Below are 17963 nucleotides of genomic sequence, written 5' to 3'. Positions count from 1 at the left end.
CGCTCACTGGCGCAGACCAAGCGCTTTAAGCTGCTCGGCAATACGTTCTGCGCCAAATATTGTCTGGATTGTCGGGTTCATGGCCTGACCCTCCATGATTACGATGGCATTGTTTTTGACAGCTGGCATCTGGCTCGCGGCAGAGTCGCTTTTCAGAAACTTGATCTTTGCTTCTGCCTTGTCGAGCTCCCAGCGATTACGGTCGACTTTGGCAACGACGATGACGTCAGGGTTCGTAGCAATGATACTTTCCCAACCAAGTGCCGGAGAATCTGCCTCGGATGTGATCGCGTTCGTTCCTCCAAGCACATCGGCAATAAAGCCGGACGGAGTGTTCTTTCCAGCAAGGTAGGCGTCCGCAGCAGGCGAGGGACTTGAGAACCAGAATACGAAGGAGAGCTTCTTGCCATCCTTTGGCACGCCGGCGCGCAGGGCAGCCTCGCGCTCCTTCAGGTCCTCGATTAGCGCCTGTCCGCGGCCGCTCACATCGAAGATCTGAGAAAGTTCTGCGATCTCCTGGTAGAGTGTCGTCATATTCCAGAGCTGGGCGCGATTGCCATAGCCGAACTTGTCCTTGGCAACGCCTTCAGCAACACAAGCGCTCGGTGACAGATAGGCCGGGATGCCAAGCTTCTCGAAATCTTCACGTTTTGCGACTTTACTCGATGGCCCCATGAGACTCGGGAGGGCAGCCGCCACGAAGTCGGGCTGCTGTGCAAGCACGGACTCGAACGTTGGAAACTCGATGGAAAGCAGCTTGACCTTTGCATAAGCCTCCGCGAGCTGTGGAAGGGGTTTGTTCGGCCAGAAGGCGGTTCCCACCATTTTGTCTTCCAGGCCGAGCATCAACATGATTTCAGCGCTGCCCTGGCCCAGACCAACAGCGCGCTCAGGTGCCTCTGCGAACGTTACCTTTACTCCGCAGTTTTCGACAGTCAGCGGATAGGCCGTGGCAGCCGCGGATGCGGAGCAGGTTGGTGAGATAGACAGAGCGCAAAGACCCGCGAACGCTAGTAACTTTCTCATTGCTGATGCCCTCTTTCTCGTCAACGCTGACTGTTGAGCCGGTAGTTCTCCTCGGTCGTTTAGCTACGTCCAGGTGTAAAAACAAGAGAAAATTACTCATGTTTATGTGTTTTTGTCAGCGTTTATTGTCCAGTTGGACTACGCTTGCGTACCACAGGCGCGGTCTCGTGATTTCGCGCCGCTTTTGACACGCCAGCCTTTCAAGGATAGTGCAGCATCAGTAGTGTCCGAGAATATGGACGACTTTTGTTATCCCATTGTTCCGATCCGGCCCCACGTGCGCACCAAAGCGATCTCTACAAACAAAGTGGGCTGCAGCGACAACGAATTATATCGGGCCATATTCGGTTCGGATTGGCTCGACTGATTCAATTTGATGATGAATGGCGGGTTGGTCGCGCGCAGCTCCATAAAGCCCGTTGCGTAACTTTCAGCATAGGCACGTAATTCTCATTTCCAGCTCGTGTAATCACCAGCAACGCAGCCAAACGGAGCGCGATCCTGACCGAAGCGCTTCTTCAGCTGCTCACAACCCCACTTGTTCAGCGGCGCGGGCATGAGGTTGTTGATGTCCATGCCAGGCGACTGAAACTGGGTCGTAGAATACGTTACATACCAGAGCCAGAAGCCAAATACGCCCACGACGATTAAAAGCAACACGCCGAAAAAGCTTCGGAGACGCTTCCAGATCGAGACCGTCTTTTTCGGTTCGTCGACCAGAAGCGGGATATTCTGATCGCCCTCATACTGATAGGCGAATGGTGCAAGAGCTGCTGCACGCTCGTCTTCGGTCAGATTGATGCGCTGCAGGCTATTGTCCAGAAGCACGGGTAGTGCGGTATTGCCGTGCCTGACAGCCAGTCCAACGGCCTTGCCATTGACCTGTCCGACAATCAGAGGCTCCTGTCCGTCCTTCATCCGCGTGTACGCCGATCGGCCGGTCTTATCATTGGCAATCTTGTCATTGTACGTGATTGAAAGGACGCTGCGTCTGCGATCAAATGCCGTGATTTCTACGGGGACAGGCTGCAACTTGGCTGGCTGGCGCAGCTGGCGATTGACACGCCAAATGCGCAGGCCGAAAAACATCATTGCCAAGCTCATGCCACCAAGTAGAACGACAAACACGCTGAGCGTCACGATCCGGTTCCAGAGCATATCCAGACCGAGGCTCATCGTCGCCAGCTCCGGATGGTCGGCAGAGATCACCAGGCCCGTCTCATAATCGCCGGTGTGAAAATCGATGAACATAATTTCGACCGAGGTATCGTAGTTCTGTCCTTTGTAAGCATACACAAGACGAGCCTCGCAGTCTGTGAAGATGGCTCTGCGCGTCGTGCAATGCCCGTTCTGCACTTCACCGTTTTCGAGCGTCAAAGGATTTTGGCTGATCTGGAAATCACGGATCACCCCCGGTGCTTCCCAGATGAACAGGAACACGGTGATTGCCAGGATAATGGGGGTCGCCCAGAAATAGGCGTTCGGTGTAGAGATCACATATGGCGCCAAAGAGAGCTGGCGATTGGGAAGGACAAGAGAAGGCGGCGACATGGAATCTCTCACATTTGATAGTAGATGACGCTATCGAAGCTTCAAACGGCGTGCGAAGACTTGACGGTATAATATGGTGGAAGCTTTGCAACATTAACTTCTGGAAGAAGTATAAGGAACTGTGGAGCGTCTGCCCCAGATTGTGAGTGGTGGTTTCCATAACGAATTGCAGATCTTTGCAATTTCACATTGACCCGCCAACTCCTTGCGTAGCTTATTCAAATCTTCGCTCCATCCCCGGTAGGTATGGTCAATCGCAGTTGAAATAGTGGATCAATTGGCTCCAATGAACGACACCTTCGCCGCTTCAACCAAACCCAACTACACGCTGGCCGATTTTCTCAGCACCTATCGCTATTGGGCGTTGTTTTTTTCTTCGCTTTTTGCAGCTGCAGGCGTGCAAGGTCTGATGTCAGTCTTTCCTCTGATTGCGCAAAATGCTGCGAGCACGCCGCAAACTGTAGCTGTCTTCTATCTCGGGTCGACTGTCGGATGGGTTGTTGGCGCCTTCGTGGCGTTTATCATAGCGGCGCGCAATGGCTGGGCTGCACTGATTTCGTCCACTCTCGTCTGCGGCGTTGTTACTGTCGGTTTTCTGGCGGTGCCGTGGGCGTGGGGATCACTCGTGTTTCTGTTTCTGTTCGGAGTGGCAGTCGGAACAGTTCGGGCTGTTTTCCCTCTTGCGATCGCGATATTGCTGGTAAGTGGGCGGCCGGGCAAAATCGACTTCGCCTGCGCCCTTACGCTGATGTCGACGACAATATTGATATCAGCCCTTGCCCCAATGGGCGCGGCCATGTTGTTCGTCTTCGATCAAAGCGGTTTATCTGTCATCTGGAGTTTTCCGGTCTGCCTATTGCTTGCAATACTGGTTCTACTGCCAGCTCGACACTTCGACTTCGACGAGGCTCCCCGCCAACGCCACAAGCCGTTACCGCAGCATGAGCGATCACCTGTTGTCGTCGCTATTATCTTTTTAATGCTGCCGATACTGCTCTTTCTGATCGGTCTCGGCACCCATTTCTTTCAGGTTAATGTATTCGACAATGTTTTCTTCCTCGTCCCACTGGTGTGCGCCGCAGCCGGCGCTATCATCTATTTTGCTTATTGGGTTCACCATATCCATGGAGAATTGGCGGGAGCGGCGGCCTCTCAACGGCTGCTCACGCCCCTTGGTGCTACACTGATCGCTATCTTTGTGCCGCTTGGATTGCCGGTCCTGGTTATGACCCTTGGTGACCTTCTCAATGATCGCGTACGTGACAGGGGGAAGGGGGCTTTGATCTCGATCACCTGGCTAGCTGTCTGGAGCGTCCTTCTGCCACCCCTTGCCATGGCCATGATACAGAATGGGGCAAACAAGAGCTATGCCACCGCCTAGATCCAAAACGTGATGACGGTCCTAGAAAGTAAAGAGGCAGGGTGCAGTTTGGGGAATAGCACGCATTTATCTTGAAATGATGCGAGCAGCCCGGTCGGCGAGCGCCGCCCGAAACGGAATTGTCACGGCTTTTTCAGAGCCGATCCGCCGATCACCTGCGCGAAGATCTTTTCGCCCAGCTTGGGCTATTCATAACAGAGAAAATCAAGTGTGGCCGAAGCCGTTGCGGAAACGGCGCCGGCTGTCGTGAGGTTTGCTTTGAGAGCTACCTGCATGCATCCAACGTCGGATAGCCAGAAACCGATATAGACCGGTGTGTTGTCGGCAGCGGTGGAAGGTACGGTCACGGTACTGTCCAGTAATTTGCGCAACTTGACCCGCGCGTTGGCGGTTGTTTTGTTGGTCGACGTTTCCTTCGCCACCAGCCGCAGCTTGGTATTTGTTGGAAGAGCAGGTGTGGTATTGATGCGTACGATCACAATGGCCGAAGACGATGCATTCTCGCCGATAATTACGTTGCCAAGGCCTGGCGCGTCTGGCGCCAGCACGTCTTCGGAGAAGAAACCTGTCCGGCTGTGAAACAGTCGTGCCTCAATCTTCAGGGCCGGCTTTACGTCCTGCGCAAAAGCAGGCGGCGCGGCAAAGACAACAAAGGTGAAAAAGCAATACATTACGCTTCTCAAGGCCACTCCCTTGGTTTCCGCTATGCTATTGGCTTTCGCAAGGAACCAGACAAATGGCCCCGTGTCTATGCACACCACGTGGCGCATTAAGCTTGATGGCGGGAAAGCGAAAGGCCGAGTTCCATAAATCCCCTTGCGTGAATTTTGGTCTGGTGAAGTCTTCACATGGACCGGTTGTGCCGCAAACAGATTGCTGTTCAATTGTGATCATGGCGGTTTACATTGCTGGCAGTCATGTGCCCGTTAAGACGACGCTCCGACGGAGAGGATCGAGGTCCTTGCGTCAGCTTCTTGATTTGAATAGCCCCGTCTATGCCAAGCTCCCTAAAGGGGGTGTTTTTTAATCAATGAGGCTCCTGGCCCTGATGCCGGCCACGACTTCACTGGCGATCTGCTTAAGCTCTTCCCGGGAGGCGCCGTCGCGTGCCTGGACTGAAAGACCTTGCAGGATGGTGACGAGGTAACGGGACAGGGACGCGGCGCCATCCTGATCCAGCCACGGTTCGAGTTTGAGCGTAATTGTGTCCCGCATCAAACCTCGGCGTTGCGCCAGTTCCCGGGCAAGTTCGGCGTGGTCGCCGCCGCATTGGATCATGCCACTCGAAATCATGCAGCCGCGTTCATTGCCAGGCTCTGTGACGGCATTGATGGCGCTATCGAGGAGGGCTTCTACGGCTTCGTAAAGACTGGTGGTCTGACCGAGATTGTTCAATGCTTTCGGCAGACCGGAATATCGATCGAGCGCCTCACGGTAGAGACCAGCCTTGCTGCCGAACGCCGCATAGAGGCTCGGCGGCGCGATGCCGATCGCCGCCGTCAGATCGTTCAACGAGACACCCTCATAACCATGGCGCCAGAACAGGCGCATGGCGGTATCGACCGCGTGGTCCCTATCGAAGGTCCGCGGCCCGCCCCGCCGTTTCTTCACGAGCTTATCCATAGCGATCACTAAAGACAACTTGACAGCATAAAGCAAGCATTTATCTTGTAGCGATCACTAAACATAAGGATGAGTGTTGTGAATAATCGGATGTTGATGATGCAAAGTGAAGAGCTACCGGCAGGACCAGCCGCCAGGCGTACCAGCCTCGCCTTGATGACGTGCGCGTTATGGTTGGTCCTGATGATGATTATGTCCTCGGTCGCGATGGCGGGGCAGAAGGACTATATTGTGAAGTCGCCGGATGGTGTCGACATCGCGGTTCGGGAAGCGGGTAATCCATCCGGGCGTCCCATTGTCTTCATTCACGGATTACTCGGGAGCCATCTCGACTGGGAGAGCCAGTTGAACAGCCCCGACCTTTTGCGTTATCGCCTGATCACATTCGATCTTCGCGGCCATGGACTTTCGGGCAAGCCACAGGATGCGCAGGCCTATGTCGACGGACGCCGCTGGGCTGATGATCTGCGCGCCGTGCTTGAGGAGACGAAGGCGAAAAATCCGGTTCTTGTCGGTTGGTCGTTGGGCGCAGTAGTCGTTTCCAACTATCTTGCAGCTTACGGCGATCACGGGATCGGAGGGGTGGTTTATGTGGGCGGCGTCATCGAACTGAAAGCCGAGCTTTTAAAGCCGCATCCCGAAGTCTATGAAGGTCTTGCCTCGGACGACCTGAAGGTCCACCTCGACGCAATGCGTGACTTTCTGGCGCTGTGTTTTGCAACGCAGCCGGATCGAGCGCTCTTCGAGCGGCTGTTATCCAATGCGGCTATGGCATCATGGACCATGACTCGAACGGTGCCTTCCATGACGGTCTTTGCGGCGGAAGGGTTGCCCAAGGTCAAGGCTCCAGTGCTGATGCTTTACGGCGAAAAGGATGCCTTGGTTATGGCGCGCCCGAGCCTTGAGCGGGCGAGGGCACTCAACCCGGCAGTTCGCTCGCAGATCTATGCCGATTCCGGACATGCTCCGTTTCTGGAGGAAGCGGAGCGCTTCAATCGCGACCTGGCCAACTTTAGCGAAACTATTTCAACGCACTGATGATGATGGTGAGAGTGGGCTGGCGGATCGATAACCCGCCGGCCTGCTTCTGTTCTTCGTCCGTGCTCTGAACCTCAAAGGTGCGTGGCGCGGAAGCTACCGCTTGACCGCTTTGGGGCCGTGAACAGACGGTCAGCTTTCTGAGCGGTACGGGCAAGAGCGGACCGTCGAGCGCATTGACATTCGTTAGAGATCCATATTTATACGATGTATAATTATGGAGACGAAGATGGTCACCGGACACGTATTTATCGCAACAAGCCTTGATGGGTTTATCGCCCGCGAAAGTGGCGACATCGATTGGTTGCTAAAGCACGACCAAACTGGCGAAGATCATGGCTATGATGATTTCATAAGCGATATCGACGTTATCGTAATGGGGCGAGGCACTTATGAGGCGGTCCGAGGCATGGGAGACTGGTTCTATACCCGCCCGGTCCTCGTTTTGTCGGCGCAGCTTGCACGACAGGCAGTGCCTTCCGAGCTGAAAGGAAAAGTACGCTTTTCGGCAGAGTCACCTGAACAAGCGATGGCGATGCTTCAATCCGAGGGCGCACGACACGCCTATGTGGATGGAGGACGCATCATTCAATCTTTCCTCGCGCTCGACATGATCCGCGATATGGTGATCACGAGGGTGCCGATCTTGCTCGGTTGTGGCCGGCCTCTTTTTGGCAAAGGTCAGCGTGATGTGGCGCTTGCGCACAAGGGCACAAGGTCTTTCCCTTCCGGATTGGTCCAATCTCATTATGAAGTCATGATATGACACCAAGGGGGCGAGGTCGGCCACCGGCCGGCGGAAAGACCGTTTTGCCGGAGAGCATTCTTTCCGAGGCTTTGAGCATCCTCAAAGTCGACGGCCTCGACGGCTTGAGCATGCGCGCATTGGCAGCACGTGTGGGCATCAATCCGATGACGATCTATCACCACTTCAAGGATCGGGATGGGCTGATCAAGTCACTAGCGGAGTGGGTATATGCGGACGTCGCCGCACCTGAAACGGGTGATGCACATGCACGCGCCCGCAGTCTCCTCACAGCCTACTACACCAAGGTAGTGCTCTACCCCGCTCTGACCTTGGCGATCTTTGCCCAACCAGCCGTTTTTCCTGATCATGCCAAGAGGATAACCCGTGAGTTGATGAGCTACTTGAGCGAACGCAATCACTCCTCACAGCGCTCGTTACGTTGGACGCATATCCTTGTTGACTACACTCATGGTGCCGCTCTCGCTGTCGCTACCCAGGATGCAAGCATAGGGCGGCCCCCACAGGGAGCAATGCTGGATGATTTTGAAAGCGGACTTGACGAGCTACTGGAAGCGTTCAGGCGTTCTTCTGATCACCCGAGCGTCTAGATCAAGTTTTCGTCCGCATCCCCAGTGGGTCAGTTCGTGCCGGAAATGAAAAGGCAGTCTTTAATTTACATGTCAAATTGAAGTATCGACGTTATCTTTCCCCAACGCCAAGGCTATTTCATTTGGCATTTGAGCTAGACTGGCGGTAGCCTTGTCGCGCCAGGAAGCTCCTCGCTCACAAAGCTCCTGCCACAAATCTTTCAGATCGTCTGGACGTTGAATGGCCAGCACGCCGATTAATGCCCGAGCCTGCTCCAGATCCTTTCGAGATTTTGCCGCACTTTGCTGATCATAGAGAACTACGCCAAGTCGCCACCAGCATGTGGCATGAAATAACACCCATGAAAATGGCATGAAAAATTACGCAAAGATCGAACTACGTCGACTACCAAGTTAAGGTTACAGTGCCAAGGAACCCTATCCCAACGCTGGCGGCGTACGAATAATCATTGATTCTCGGAAGTGGCGCGGCGTTGTGCCAGTTCGGTCTTTGAAAAGGTCGTAGAACCGGCTGCTTGAACCAAAACCACAGTCGAAGGCGATTTGCAAAACCGGATCTTCAGTATCGGTGAGCCGTTGCATTGCTCTGGCAAGTCGATAGCGCGTGAGATACTCGTTGACAGATATACCAAGAACGTCACCGAACGCCTTGTTGGCTGTGCTTGCATGTATGCCCGCGAGTTTGGCAAGATCGGGTACATTTACCGGATCTGAGTATCGCGAATTAATGAGATCTGTGAGAAGTTCCACGTGCCGAACCGCGTGGCTGGTCAGTGTCGATGCAGGCGCATATGCAGGAGATTTTTCAACCTCCAAATTATCCAGGATTAAACGCCTGATCCGTATCCCGATTTCATCCAAAATCAGTCTTTGGCGCGCAGTGCTACCCAAGCGCCATTCGGTTTCCCATCGCGGCAAAGCTTCAGCATCGCCGGCTACCCAATGGCCTTCCGCCAAAAACCCTCCCTGCATAATTGCTTGCCGCGCATCCTTGTCGATGGGCAGGGTAAGGAAATCGACTAGTGGAATATATATGCAAACAAGAGGAGCATTTGCGCTGACCGCAATCGTCTGGTGAGGGATAGCGGCCCAGAATAAAACAAGCCGTCCAGCTTGGACTTGTTCTTGTCTCCCGTTGAAGAGATACGTCATCTGGCCGTCCAGCAGCAGATTCAGTTCAATATGATCATGCCAGTGTGCGGTGGCCATAGTATCTGCCGTGTGGCGCTCAATCAGGAATTCTCCTCGTGAGACGGCCCAACCCTGGCGCTCTTGCAGATGTTTCATCTTCGCGCTCGAATCCCGGAATAAATAATGAGATTTCAGGAAGAAATTCTCGATTAGAAGAGTCATGAAGAAGCACGATCTGAAAGGAGATTGCAATGCCAAAGATTTGTCTGGTAGGCGCTGGCAGTACCGTTTTTGCACAGAACATTCTGGGAGATGTCTTGTCTTCCCGGAGCGGCGGTGACTATTTTATAAGTTTGTTCGACATCGACCCCGAGCGACTGAAGACTTCCGAGATTGTGGCCCGGCGGATATGCGAGTCGCTCCAGCTTGAAAATGTCAGGGTCGAAGCAACGCTCAATCGGCGTGAAGCACTACAAGGTTCGGACTTCGTGATCCTGATGATGCAGGTCGGTGGCTATAAGCCGGCCACAGTGACCGATTTTGAGATTCCGAAAAAATACGGCTTGAGGCAAACCATTGCCGACACACTGGGAATCGGTGGTATTTTTCGCGGGTTGCGGACGATACCTGTTCTTGAAGCGATATGCCGCGATATACAGGAGGTCTGTCCGCAGGCTATTCTTATGCAGTATGTCAATCCGATGGCTATCAATTGCTGGGCGATCAGCCAGTTGGCCCCGGAAATCCAGACCGTCGGATTGTGCCACAGTGTGCAGCATACCGCCGGTCACCTTGCGAGTCTCCTCGGCGAGAATATAGCCGATGTGAACTACGTTTCGGCCGGCATCAATCATGTGGCGTTCTTTTTGAAATACGAGAAAGTACACAGTGACGGGCGGGGGGAAGACCTTTACCCAAGATTGAAGGCGCTGTCTGCCGAAGGCCGCGTTCCCCCAGACGACCGTGTGCGGTTTGATGTCCTTAAACGGCTTGGGCATTTTGTAACGGAGTCCAGCGAACACTTCTCTGAGTACACTTCTTGGTACATCAAGGAGGGTAGGACTGATCTTATCAATCAACTGAACATTCCTTTGGATGAATACATACGCCGTTGCGAAGACCAGATAAGTGAGTGGCATGCGTTGCGCAAAGAGCTTGAAGGCGACAGGCCAATCGAGGTGTGTCGCAGCAACGAATATGCTGCTGGCATTATCCACGCGGCAGTAACCGGCGATTCCGCGTTGATTTACGGGAACGTTCCCAACAATGGTTTGATCGAGAATCTGCCTGATGAGTGTATCGTCGAAGTGCCCTGCCATGTCGACAGAAACGGGATCCAGCCCATCCGTATCGGGCGAATACCTTTGCAGCTGTCTGCGGTGATGAATTTGAGTGTTTCAGTTCAGCAGCTGACAGTTGAAGCCGCTTTGACAAAGAACCGTGAGCGCATTTACCAGGCTGCACTTCTCGATCCCCATACCTCTGCGGAACTGTCGCCCGACCAAATATGGAGTCTCGTTGATGATTTGATCGAACAACATGGCGATCTTCTACCCGAATATCACTGAGACGGTCGTCTTCGTAGCCACAAACCGAAGTGCATTTCCAAGATACGCGTCGTTACACCAACGGCGCGTATTTTCTATTTATGCGAAATCAAAAAGATCATAAAACGTCATAAAAATGATTGACTATGATTTTTTGAGATGCATATATGATTGATATTGGACATAAAACAATGGGGAGCGCGGGTTGTCTCAGGCATCAGGAGTCAAGGTGGATCGTCTCGACGCTATTCGCAGCCACCTTTACGCAAACGGCTTTTCCACGATCCAGGCCCTTGCCGATGCTCTCGGCGCATCGCTGGCCACTGTGCGAAGAGACTTGCAGATTCTTGAACAGGAAGGCGCAATCGATCGAGTCCATGGTGGCGCGCGTATTGCCGATGGTTCATCGGTAGAAGTCGCGTTTCAGGAACGGGAAAAACGCCATCTATCGGCTAAACGGGCGATTGCTACCGTAGCCTATGATCTGCTTCATCCTCGCAGCGCAATCTTTCTCGATGCAGGAACAACCGTGCTCCAGCTGGCGCGCCTCATTCGCATTAATCCAATGCCGCTCAGGATATTCACCAATGGCTTGACGGTTGCGCAGGAATTCCTGAACGTTCCGAATTTGGAAGTGGTTTTGCTCGGCGGACAGCTTCGAAGCGAAAACGCATCCATAGTCGGGCCGCAAGCTGAGGCAATGCTGGAAACAATATGGTTCGACCAGCTTTTTCTCGGTGTAAGCGCTGTTAGCCCGGACGGCACGATTTACAGCGTCGACAGTGCTGAGGCGAGCCTCAACCGGCGTATGCTCACTCGATCGGCCAATCGTTTCGTTCTCGCCGACTCCTCAAAGTTTGGAACGATGGCGACCTACAAGGTGGCCCCGTTGAATGCTGCAAAAGTAATTACCGATTCCGGGCTCTCGGACCAGTGGCGTGGAGAGCTTGCCGGCTTGGGCGTCGATGTCACAATTGCCGACCTGGGGACAAAAGAGTGAGTGACGAACTCATCCTTGGAATCGACGGGGGCGGAAGCAAAGTGTTGGTGGCCCTTGCGGACAAGAGTGGAAAGATCGTGCGGACTTCGCGCGGTCGCGGGGTTAATCCCATGGACAATCCGGATTGGCATCGTGAGTTAGAGCAGCAACTGCTGCCCTTTCGCGACGAGGCAGGATTGGCGGCAATAGCTGCAGCTCTTCCGGCTTATGGCGAGGTCACACATTTCTCAGAGCTGCAGCGCAGCGCGATAGAGAGCCTATTCCCAAACATTCGCCAGCAAGTCCTCAATGACGTCGATGCTGCGCACCTTGGCGCTTTCGCCGGACAACCGGGAATACTCATTCTTTCTGGCACGGGCTCAATGGCATGGGCCCGCAATGAGAAAGGTCAATATGCCCGCACGGGAGGGTGGGGTGACGTGATTGGTGACGAGGGCAGCAGCCACTGGATTGGTCAAAGGGCGTTAAACCTGGTCAGCCAAAGTCTGGACGGGCGCGCCCCCGCGACGACCCTGGCAGATACACTACTCGTTCACCTTGGCATTGACGCCGCCGATCCCATGAATGGCCTCGGGCGCTGGGTCAGTTCCTTGTCGAACCAACGGGCCGATATTGCGGCGATTTCGGTTCTCGTGGATCAGGCAGCTGAAGGCGGCGATGAAGGCGCGATCAAATTGATCGAGTTGGCCGCAGATGAACTTGCCAAGCATTATCGCGCGATTGCCGGGCATTGCGGTCCGGACGCATTATGGACCTATGCGGGCGGCACTTTTTTGAGCCGGATTCTGCTGGAAGCGCTCAAGCGCAAAATCGGGAAAACTCCGGCCTCGCCCAAGCTTCCTCCAATCGGTGGCGCCCTTCTGGTTGCTGCCAAACTTCTCGGCTGGCCTTTGGACGAGGGCTGGTTCGGACAAGTCGCGGCCAGTGCTGACAACGCTGCTGCGCATCTGGATAAAAACTGAGCATCAAAAACAATAAAGGATGGGAACATGCATAAGTTTATCTTGCCATTGCTCGCTTCAGTGGCCCTGGCAATTGCCTTGCCTGCTGCCGCAAAAGACCCCAAACCGCTCGCAGGTCAATCGATTACGGTATTGATGCCGTCGCCGCAGGGGCCGAATATCGCCGCCGATTTCGAAGCGGAAACTGGTATTCACGTCGATCTGCAAACGCTTTCCTGGGATGACATCCGTCCCAAACTGGTGACTGCCTTGGTGGCCGGGACTGCTCCGGCCGACGTTACTGAACTCGATTGGTCATGGACCGGCCAATTTAGCGCTGCTGGCTGGTTCCTACCACTGAATGATGCGATTGACGCCGATACCATGAAGGACATCGGTGTCGCGAAGATTTTCACCGTTGATGGAAAACTGCTGGGTGTTCCTTACACCAACGACTTCCGCGTCATGCTGGTAAACAAGAAGCATTTCGCTGATGCGGGTGTTGCGGAAATGCCGAAAAAACTTGACGATCTTGTCGCCGCGGCAAAGAAAATCAAGGAAAAAGGCATTGCTAAATATCCGATCGGTTTGCCGCTTTCAGCAACGGAAGGGGCATCGACAAGCTGGTATCTGCTGACCAAAGCGTTCGGAGGCGAACTTTTTGACAAGGACTTCAATCCTCTCTTTCTGTCACCGGATTCCGCTGGCTACAAGGCTCTCGCCTTCGAACTGATGCTTCTTAAGGAAGGCCTGGTTGATCCGGCGTCTACGGGCCTCAAGGATAGCCAGATCAACGAAAGCATGTTCTCGCAGGGCATCACAAGTATCATGATCTCTGGCGAGCCTGGCCGTTTGGGTCAGATGAATGACCCTAAGCAATCGAAAGTGGCCGGACTGGTCGAAGCTATTCTTGTTCCTACCGTGAGTGGGCAAACCCGCAGTTTTGGTCTTCCTGAAGCGCTGGCTATTCCTAATGTTTCGCAAAACAAGGAAGCGGCAATCGCCTTCGTCAAATGGTTCACGAGCAAAGACTACCAGAAGAAAAACGCGGTGAACGGGGCTCTGCCGACACGTACCTCGGCGCTGTCTGAGCTCAACGAGTCCGGAAAGCTGAACAGTGGCGATGCGCTTGTTGCACAATCCAAGACGGTTGAGCCACTCTTTCTGCAGGGCACACCACCTTGGTATCCGCAGTTTTCCAGCGGCGTTAATACAGCTATCAACAGCGCTGCCAAAGGGCAGATGACTGTGGACCAAGCCATGCAGGCAATCGCTGATGCAGCCAAGCAGGCGATGTCGCAATGACCGTATTTGCGACCAATGGTCCTGCGAGAAAACGTGGAGTCGGCCTCAATGCCGACGCCACGCTTGGTTTGCTGCTGGTATCGCCGATTATAATAACCATGGCCGCCCTGGTCTTCTATCCAATGGGAAGAACCGTGTGGGACAGTCTTCACAGGGTCAACCCCATGCAGGCCGGCGCACCATTCGTCGGGCTGGAGAACTACAGCCGCATGCTGTCCGACGGACAGCTCGGTGCGACCTGGACCAATACACTGATGTATGTCCTGCTGGCAGTCGTTGCGGAAACAGTGTTCGGCATACTCGCGGCGACGCTCATCAATCAGATCAAGGTCGGAAGGCAGTGGGTACTTGCCGCTGTAATCCTGCCCTGGGCTCTTCCTGGTGTTGTCAATTCGGTTATCTGGCTTTGGATTTATCAGCCCGGTGCGGGTTTGCTGAATGGGATACTCGTTGCAATCGGGCTCCCGTTTGAAAACCACGTCTGGTTCAACGACCGTACAAGCGCCATCATTGCAGTCACGGTGGTTCACGTCTGGCGCATGATGCCTTTGACAATCGTCATTGTTCTGGCGGCGATGCAAAGCATACCCGCGCATCTTTATGAGGCTGCGCGAATTGATGGGGCCACGCGCGTTCAAATGTTCGGTCTGGTCACTCTGCCGCTTATTCGCAGCGCAATTGCCGTAGCCATGACGAACGCAACGGTGAACGCTTTCAATCTTTTCGACGAGGCTTGGGTACTAGCGGGCGCCAGTCTCGAGACACGGCCGGTGCTCGTTCAGATTTACCTTGAGACGTTCCAGAACCTTCGTTTCTCATATGGCATGGCGCTCTCGGTGGTGATCACCCTCGTGTCTCTGCTCATTTCACTCGTCTATGTCCTTCGCGTTTATCGCAACACACGGTTTGACTGATGAAACCTACCATTCCCTATAGAATTTTGATTTGGACCGGCGTTGCCGTCCTGCTGATCTGGTCGCTCGGACCAATCTACTGGACCATCGCCAGCTCGGTCACGCCGACAGACGACTTCTCGGTTCGGCCGATACACTTCTTTCCTCAGCATTTCACATTGGATCACTACTCACGGCTGCTCGGCATCGACATCGCACGGATTGGTGGAGTGGAGGTTTTCAAGCAGTTTCGTGCGGCACTGGTGAACAGTATCGTGACATCAATTGCTGCCACATTCCTTTGCGTCGCTGTCTCGGCCCTTGGCGCTTACGCTTTTACCAGGCTCCAGTTTCCGGGACGTAAAGCGCTCTTCATTGCTGTTGTCGCGACATTGGCCATACCGGCTTATGCTGTCTTAATCCCGCTTTACCAGATCATGATCAAGCTACACCTCGTTGATACTTATGTCGGCGTTGCACTAATTTATGTTTCGGCCTTCCTGCCGTTGTCGCTGTGGCTGCTTAGAAGTGTGTTCGAAGCTCTTCCGATTGCACTGGAGGAAGCAGCGCAACTTGATGGAGCCGGCCGCCTTTATATCTTCTTCAACATTGTGCTTCCGCTGGCTGGACCTGGACTGACCGCCGCGGCGATCCTGACATTCCTCGGTGCATGGGGACAGTACCTCGTGCCGCTTATCTTTTCCCCGCAGGCGACGAAGCCTCTGACGGTTTTGATCCCGGAGTTCGTTACCAAGAACTTCATTGATTACGGCCTCATCACGGCAAGCGGCTCGATCGCGATCATTATTCCCGCACTCGTCGTCATTTTCCTCAACCGTTATCTCGTCAGCGGACTGCTGGCTGGTTCTGTCAAGTAATCGGAGACCACATGAACACGACCGAAAAGGTTATTTTTGAACAATTCCCGTACTGGGAACAAGCAATCGGCTCGAATTCAGCAACCGATAGGGCAGAACTACTGGTTTTTGTAGGATGCGGCACATCCTTCAATCTCGCACTCTCTCTTGCGGCTTATTCGAATATGGCCGGACACAAGGCAATTGCCGTCCCGGGTGCCGAATGGCAAAATCGGCCGCATGCTTTTTGGCCGGACTGGCGCAATACGCATGTCGTTGCGCTCTCCCGCAGCGGTGAAACGACAGAAACAGTAGCAGCGGCTAGAGCAAGCCGTGCGTCTGGTGCTTTCGTAACAGCCATAACCGTTGAGCCCGCAAGTTCGCTGGCAAAAAACTGTGATCGATTGATCGCGGCCGAGACCCACCCGGACGAAGGTATCGTGATGACGGTTTCGGCAAGTCTAATGGTTCTCCTGGGTCTGCAAATGATTGGACAGGAGATACCCTCTTCGACTGTCGATCATGCTGGCCGACTTGTGGGCGCTCTCGATGCGATACTTCCCGAGGTCATTGCGGGGCGTTCCCATTTCGTGTTTCTCGGCGGCGGTCCCCTGTTTGGCATCGCTTTGGAAGGTGCGCTCAAGCTCATGGAAATGAGCCAAATCATGACGCAGGCCTTCCATCCGCTTGAGTACCGCCATGGCCCAATAAGCTTGGTCGACAACAATACTGCTGTAGTGATGCTTTATAGCTCCGATCAAGAAGAAGCCGAAGCAAAGCTAGTCGATGAGCTGCGAGAGAAGGGGGCGATCGTTATCGGCATCGGTGGACCGGGCGACGTTGAACTCGCAGTAGATGTTGATCTCTCGCTTGCCGGTCTCGTTGTTCTTCCAGCGCTGCAGATCCTGGGTGAACGTGCGGCACAAGCCCGCCAGATCGATACCGTTTCACCGCGTCACCTGACCAAGGTTGTGAAACTCGCATGACGTCAATTGATGAGAACCGTCAGATCGCACTTCGAAAGCTTTTCGGTGCAAGAAATTTGCCTCTCCCCCGTGGTATCATGTCCGTTTGCTCGGCTCATCCCCTGGTTATTGAAGCTACATTGAGGCGTGCTGTTGTGGAAGGCCGAGCGGTTCTCATCGAAGCCACCTGCAATCAGGTTAATCAAGAAGGTGGCTATACCGGCATGAAACCAGCCGACTTTCGGCGATTCATCCACAGCATCGCAGCCAAGACCGGCTTTCCGGTAGAACGCATCATTCTTGGAGGAGACCATCTCGGTCCTAATCCATGGAAGAAGCTTCCGGCTGAAGAAGCGATGATACGTGCAGAGGCTATGGTCGCGGCCTACGTTGAGGCCGGGTTCGAGAAAATTCATCTCGATACCTCAATGGGATGTGCAGCCGAGCCACTAGCGCTGGCAGACGAATTGACCGCCTCCCGCGCTGCCCGCCTTGCTAAAATTGCTGAAGAAGCAGCGCTTCGTTCTGGCTTGCGGCCTCCGGTCTACATCATTGGGACGGAGGTTCCGCCTCCGGGGGGCGCGACCCATGTGCTGGAAGAACTGGAGCTTACAAAGGCGGAGGCGGCGTTGAAAACGCTAGCAGTTCATCAGACGTCATTTGCCAAGGCGGGTGTGGCTTCCGCGATGGAACGCGTTATAGGCATCGTGGTTCAGCCCGGCGTGGAATTCGGCAATGCCAATATTGCTTTGTACAGGCCTGATCGGGCCAAGAATCTCATTGCCGCGTTGGACGAAATGCCGGGTATGCTTTTTGAAGCGCATTCAACGGACTATCAACCAACTGAAGCGCTGTCCGCTCTTGTTGATGGTGGCTTTGCCATTTTGAAGGTTGGGCCCGGGCTGACTTTTGCATTGCGTGAAGCGTTATATGGTCTGGACGCGATCGCTGATGTGGTCGCCGGTAAACCGAGAGACACGGGTCTGATTGCGAGGATGGAAACGATCATGGTCGAGCAGCCACAGTACTGGTCAGGCCACTATAACGGAAATGCCGAGGAAGAACGGCTCCAGAGGCATTTCAGCTACAGCGATCGCATTCGCTATTACTGGCCTGACCCGCGGGCATCTGATGCAGTCGACAGATTGTTTAACCGGCTTGATGACGATATTCCGGAAACCCTGATCAGCCAACATTTGGGGCGATTATACCCGGACGTCGTATTAAAGCGGATCGTTCCCAAGGCACGAGAACTCTGCCTCGCTGCGATCGACGCGGCATTGGCTCCCTATGCAACTGCCACAGCAACAAGATAAAAATCCTGCCTCCATCTGGCAAGCGGAGGCGGC

19 protein-coding genes are annotated in these 17963 nt (G+C 54.1%); 12 read left to right on the top strand and 7 right to left on the bottom strand.

From position 1 onward, the window contains the following. Positions 1-3: 3 nt before the first annotated feature. The 3 genes from FHW16_RS14305 to FHW16_RS14295 form a co-directional block, all read right to left on the bottom strand. Entirely contained in the window at positions 4-1026 is a 1023-nt protein-coding gene (locus FHW16_RS14305) for an ABC transporter substrate-binding protein (protein ID WP_182549865.1), read from the bottom strand. Positions 1027-1275: 249 nt separating this feature from the next. Further along, positions 1276-1437, bottom strand: coding sequence for a WGR domain-containing protein (locus FHW16_RS29090; protein WP_182549864.1), 162 nt, complete (start codon positions 1435-1437; stop codon positions 1276-1278). A 39-nt stretch (positions 1438-1476) separates the two neighbouring features. After that, positions 1477-2577, bottom strand: coding sequence for a hypothetical protein (locus FHW16_RS14295; RefSeq protein ID WP_182549863.1), 1101 nt, complete (start codon positions 2575-2577; stop codon positions 1477-1479). Positions 2578-2863: 286 nt separating this feature from the next. Between FHW16_RS14295 and FHW16_RS14290 the strand changes: the two genes are divergently transcribed. Beyond that, a complete protein-coding gene (locus FHW16_RS14290; RefSeq protein ID WP_182549862.1) occupies positions 2864-3958 on the top strand; it encodes a hypothetical protein in 1095 nt (364 codons plus the stop codon). 185 nt (positions 3959-4143) lie between these two features. Here FHW16_RS14290 and FHW16_RS14285 read toward each other — a convergent pair whose 3' ends face one another. Next, positions 4144-4641 (bottom strand): hypothetical protein, encoded by a 498-nt coding sequence (locus FHW16_RS14285; protein ID WP_182549861.1) that lies wholly within the window; start codon positions 4639-4641, stop codon positions 4144-4146. Between the two features lie 340 nt (positions 4642-4981). Continuing rightward, positions 4982-5581 carry a TetR/AcrR family transcriptional regulator gene (locus FHW16_RS14280; RefSeq protein ID WP_182549860.1) on the bottom strand — a complete coding sequence of 200 codons (600 nt, stop codon included), beginning with the start codon at positions 5579-5581 and terminating at the stop codon, positions 4982-4984. Positions 5582-5764: 183 nt separating this feature from the next. Here FHW16_RS14280 and FHW16_RS14275 point away from each other — a divergent pair, with 183 nt between their 5' ends. The 3 genes from FHW16_RS14275 to FHW16_RS14265 all read left to right on the top strand — a co-directional run bounded on the left by FHW16_RS14275 (position 5765) and on the right by FHW16_RS14265 (position 7975). Beyond that, a complete protein-coding gene (locus FHW16_RS14275; RefSeq protein WP_246711764.1) occupies positions 5765-6619 on the top strand; it encodes an alpha/beta fold hydrolase in 855 nt (284 codons plus the stop codon). Between the two features lie 229 nt (positions 6620-6848). Further along, on the top strand, positions 6849-7385 hold the full coding sequence (locus FHW16_RS14270) for a dihydrofolate reductase family protein (protein ID WP_182549859.1): 537 nt from the start codon (positions 6849-6851) through the stop codon (positions 7383-7385). Positions 7386-7429: 44 nt separating this feature from the next. Continuing rightward, on the top strand, positions 7430-7975 hold the full coding sequence (locus tag FHW16_RS14265) for a TetR/AcrR family transcriptional regulator (RefSeq protein WP_246711763.1): 546 nt from the start codon (positions 7430-7432) through the stop codon (positions 7973-7975). A gap of 72 nt (positions 7976-8047) precedes the next feature. On the opposite strand, the gene FHW16_RS14260 is transcribed toward FHW16_RS14265, so the two are convergent. Together FHW16_RS14260 and FHW16_RS14255 are read right to left on the bottom strand one after the other, a co-directional pair. Continuing rightward, complete coding sequence (locus tag FHW16_RS14260; RefSeq protein ID WP_182549857.1) at positions 8048-8329, bottom strand: GSU2403 family nucleotidyltransferase fold protein; 282 nt, start codon at positions 8327-8329, stop codon at positions 8048-8050. Positions 8330-8392: 63 nt separating this feature from the next. Next, complete coding sequence (locus FHW16_RS14255; protein WP_182549974.1) at positions 8393-9262, bottom strand: helix-turn-helix domain-containing protein; 870 nt, start codon at positions 9260-9262, stop codon at positions 8393-8395. A 95-nt stretch (positions 9263-9357) separates the two neighbouring features. On the opposite strand from FHW16_RS14255, the gene FHW16_RS14250 reads away from it, so the two are divergent. The 8 genes from FHW16_RS14250 (at position 9358) to FHW16_RS14215 (ending at position 17930) form a co-directional block, all read left to right on the top strand. Beyond that, complete coding sequence (locus FHW16_RS14250; RefSeq protein ID WP_182549856.1) at positions 9358-10674, top strand: alpha-glucosidase/alpha-galactosidase; 1317 nt, start codon at positions 9358-9360, stop codon at positions 10672-10674. A gap of 184 nt (positions 10675-10858) precedes the next feature. Then, a complete protein-coding gene (locus tag FHW16_RS14245) occupies positions 10859-11653 on the top strand; it encodes a DeoR/GlpR family DNA-binding transcription regulator (RefSeq protein ID WP_182549855.1) in 795 nt (264 codons plus the stop codon). After that, entirely contained in the window at positions 11650-12615 is a 966-nt protein-coding gene (locus FHW16_RS14240) for a BadF/BadG/BcrA/BcrD ATPase family protein (protein WP_182549854.1), read from the top strand. Before FHW16_RS14245 ends, FHW16_RS14240 begins: the two co-directional genes overlap by 4 nt. 27 nt (positions 12616-12642) lie before the next feature. After that, positions 12643-13899, top strand: a complete 1257-nt coding sequence (locus tag FHW16_RS14235; protein WP_182549853.1) for an ABC transporter substrate-binding protein — start codon at positions 12643-12645, stop codon at positions 13897-13899. Continuing rightward, positions 13896-14813, top strand: a complete 918-nt coding sequence (locus tag FHW16_RS14230) for a carbohydrate ABC transporter permease (RefSeq protein ID WP_182549852.1) — start codon at positions 13896-13898, stop codon at positions 14811-14813. Before FHW16_RS14235 ends, FHW16_RS14230 begins: the two co-directional genes overlap by 4 nt. A gap of 23 nt (positions 14814-14836) precedes the next feature. After that, positions 14837-15670: a carbohydrate ABC transporter permease gene (locus FHW16_RS14225; RefSeq protein ID WP_432652031.1), complete on the top strand. Its 834-nt coding sequence runs from the start codon at positions 14837-14839 to the stop codon at positions 15668-15670. Positions 15671-15681: 11 nt separating this feature from the next. Further along, entirely contained in the window at positions 15682-16635 is a 954-nt protein-coding gene (locus FHW16_RS14220) for an SIS domain-containing protein (protein ID WP_182549850.1), read from the top strand. Beyond that, positions 16632-17930 carry a D-tagatose-bisphosphate aldolase, class II, non-catalytic subunit gene (locus FHW16_RS14215; RefSeq protein ID WP_182549849.1) on the top strand — a complete coding sequence of 433 codons (1299 nt, stop codon included), beginning with the start codon at positions 16632-16634 and terminating at the stop codon, positions 17928-17930. Before FHW16_RS14220 ends, FHW16_RS14215 begins: the two co-directional genes overlap by 4 nt. Positions 17931-17963: the final 33 nt, after the last annotated feature.

Origin of the sequence: Phyllobacterium myrsinacearum (assembly GCF_014138285.1) — a bacterium.
Lineage (GTDB): Bacteria > Pseudomonadota > Alphaproteobacteria > Rhizobiales > Rhizobiaceae > Phyllobacterium > Phyllobacterium myrsinacearum_A.
This window is presented reverse-complemented; position numbering and strand designations above follow the sequence as displayed.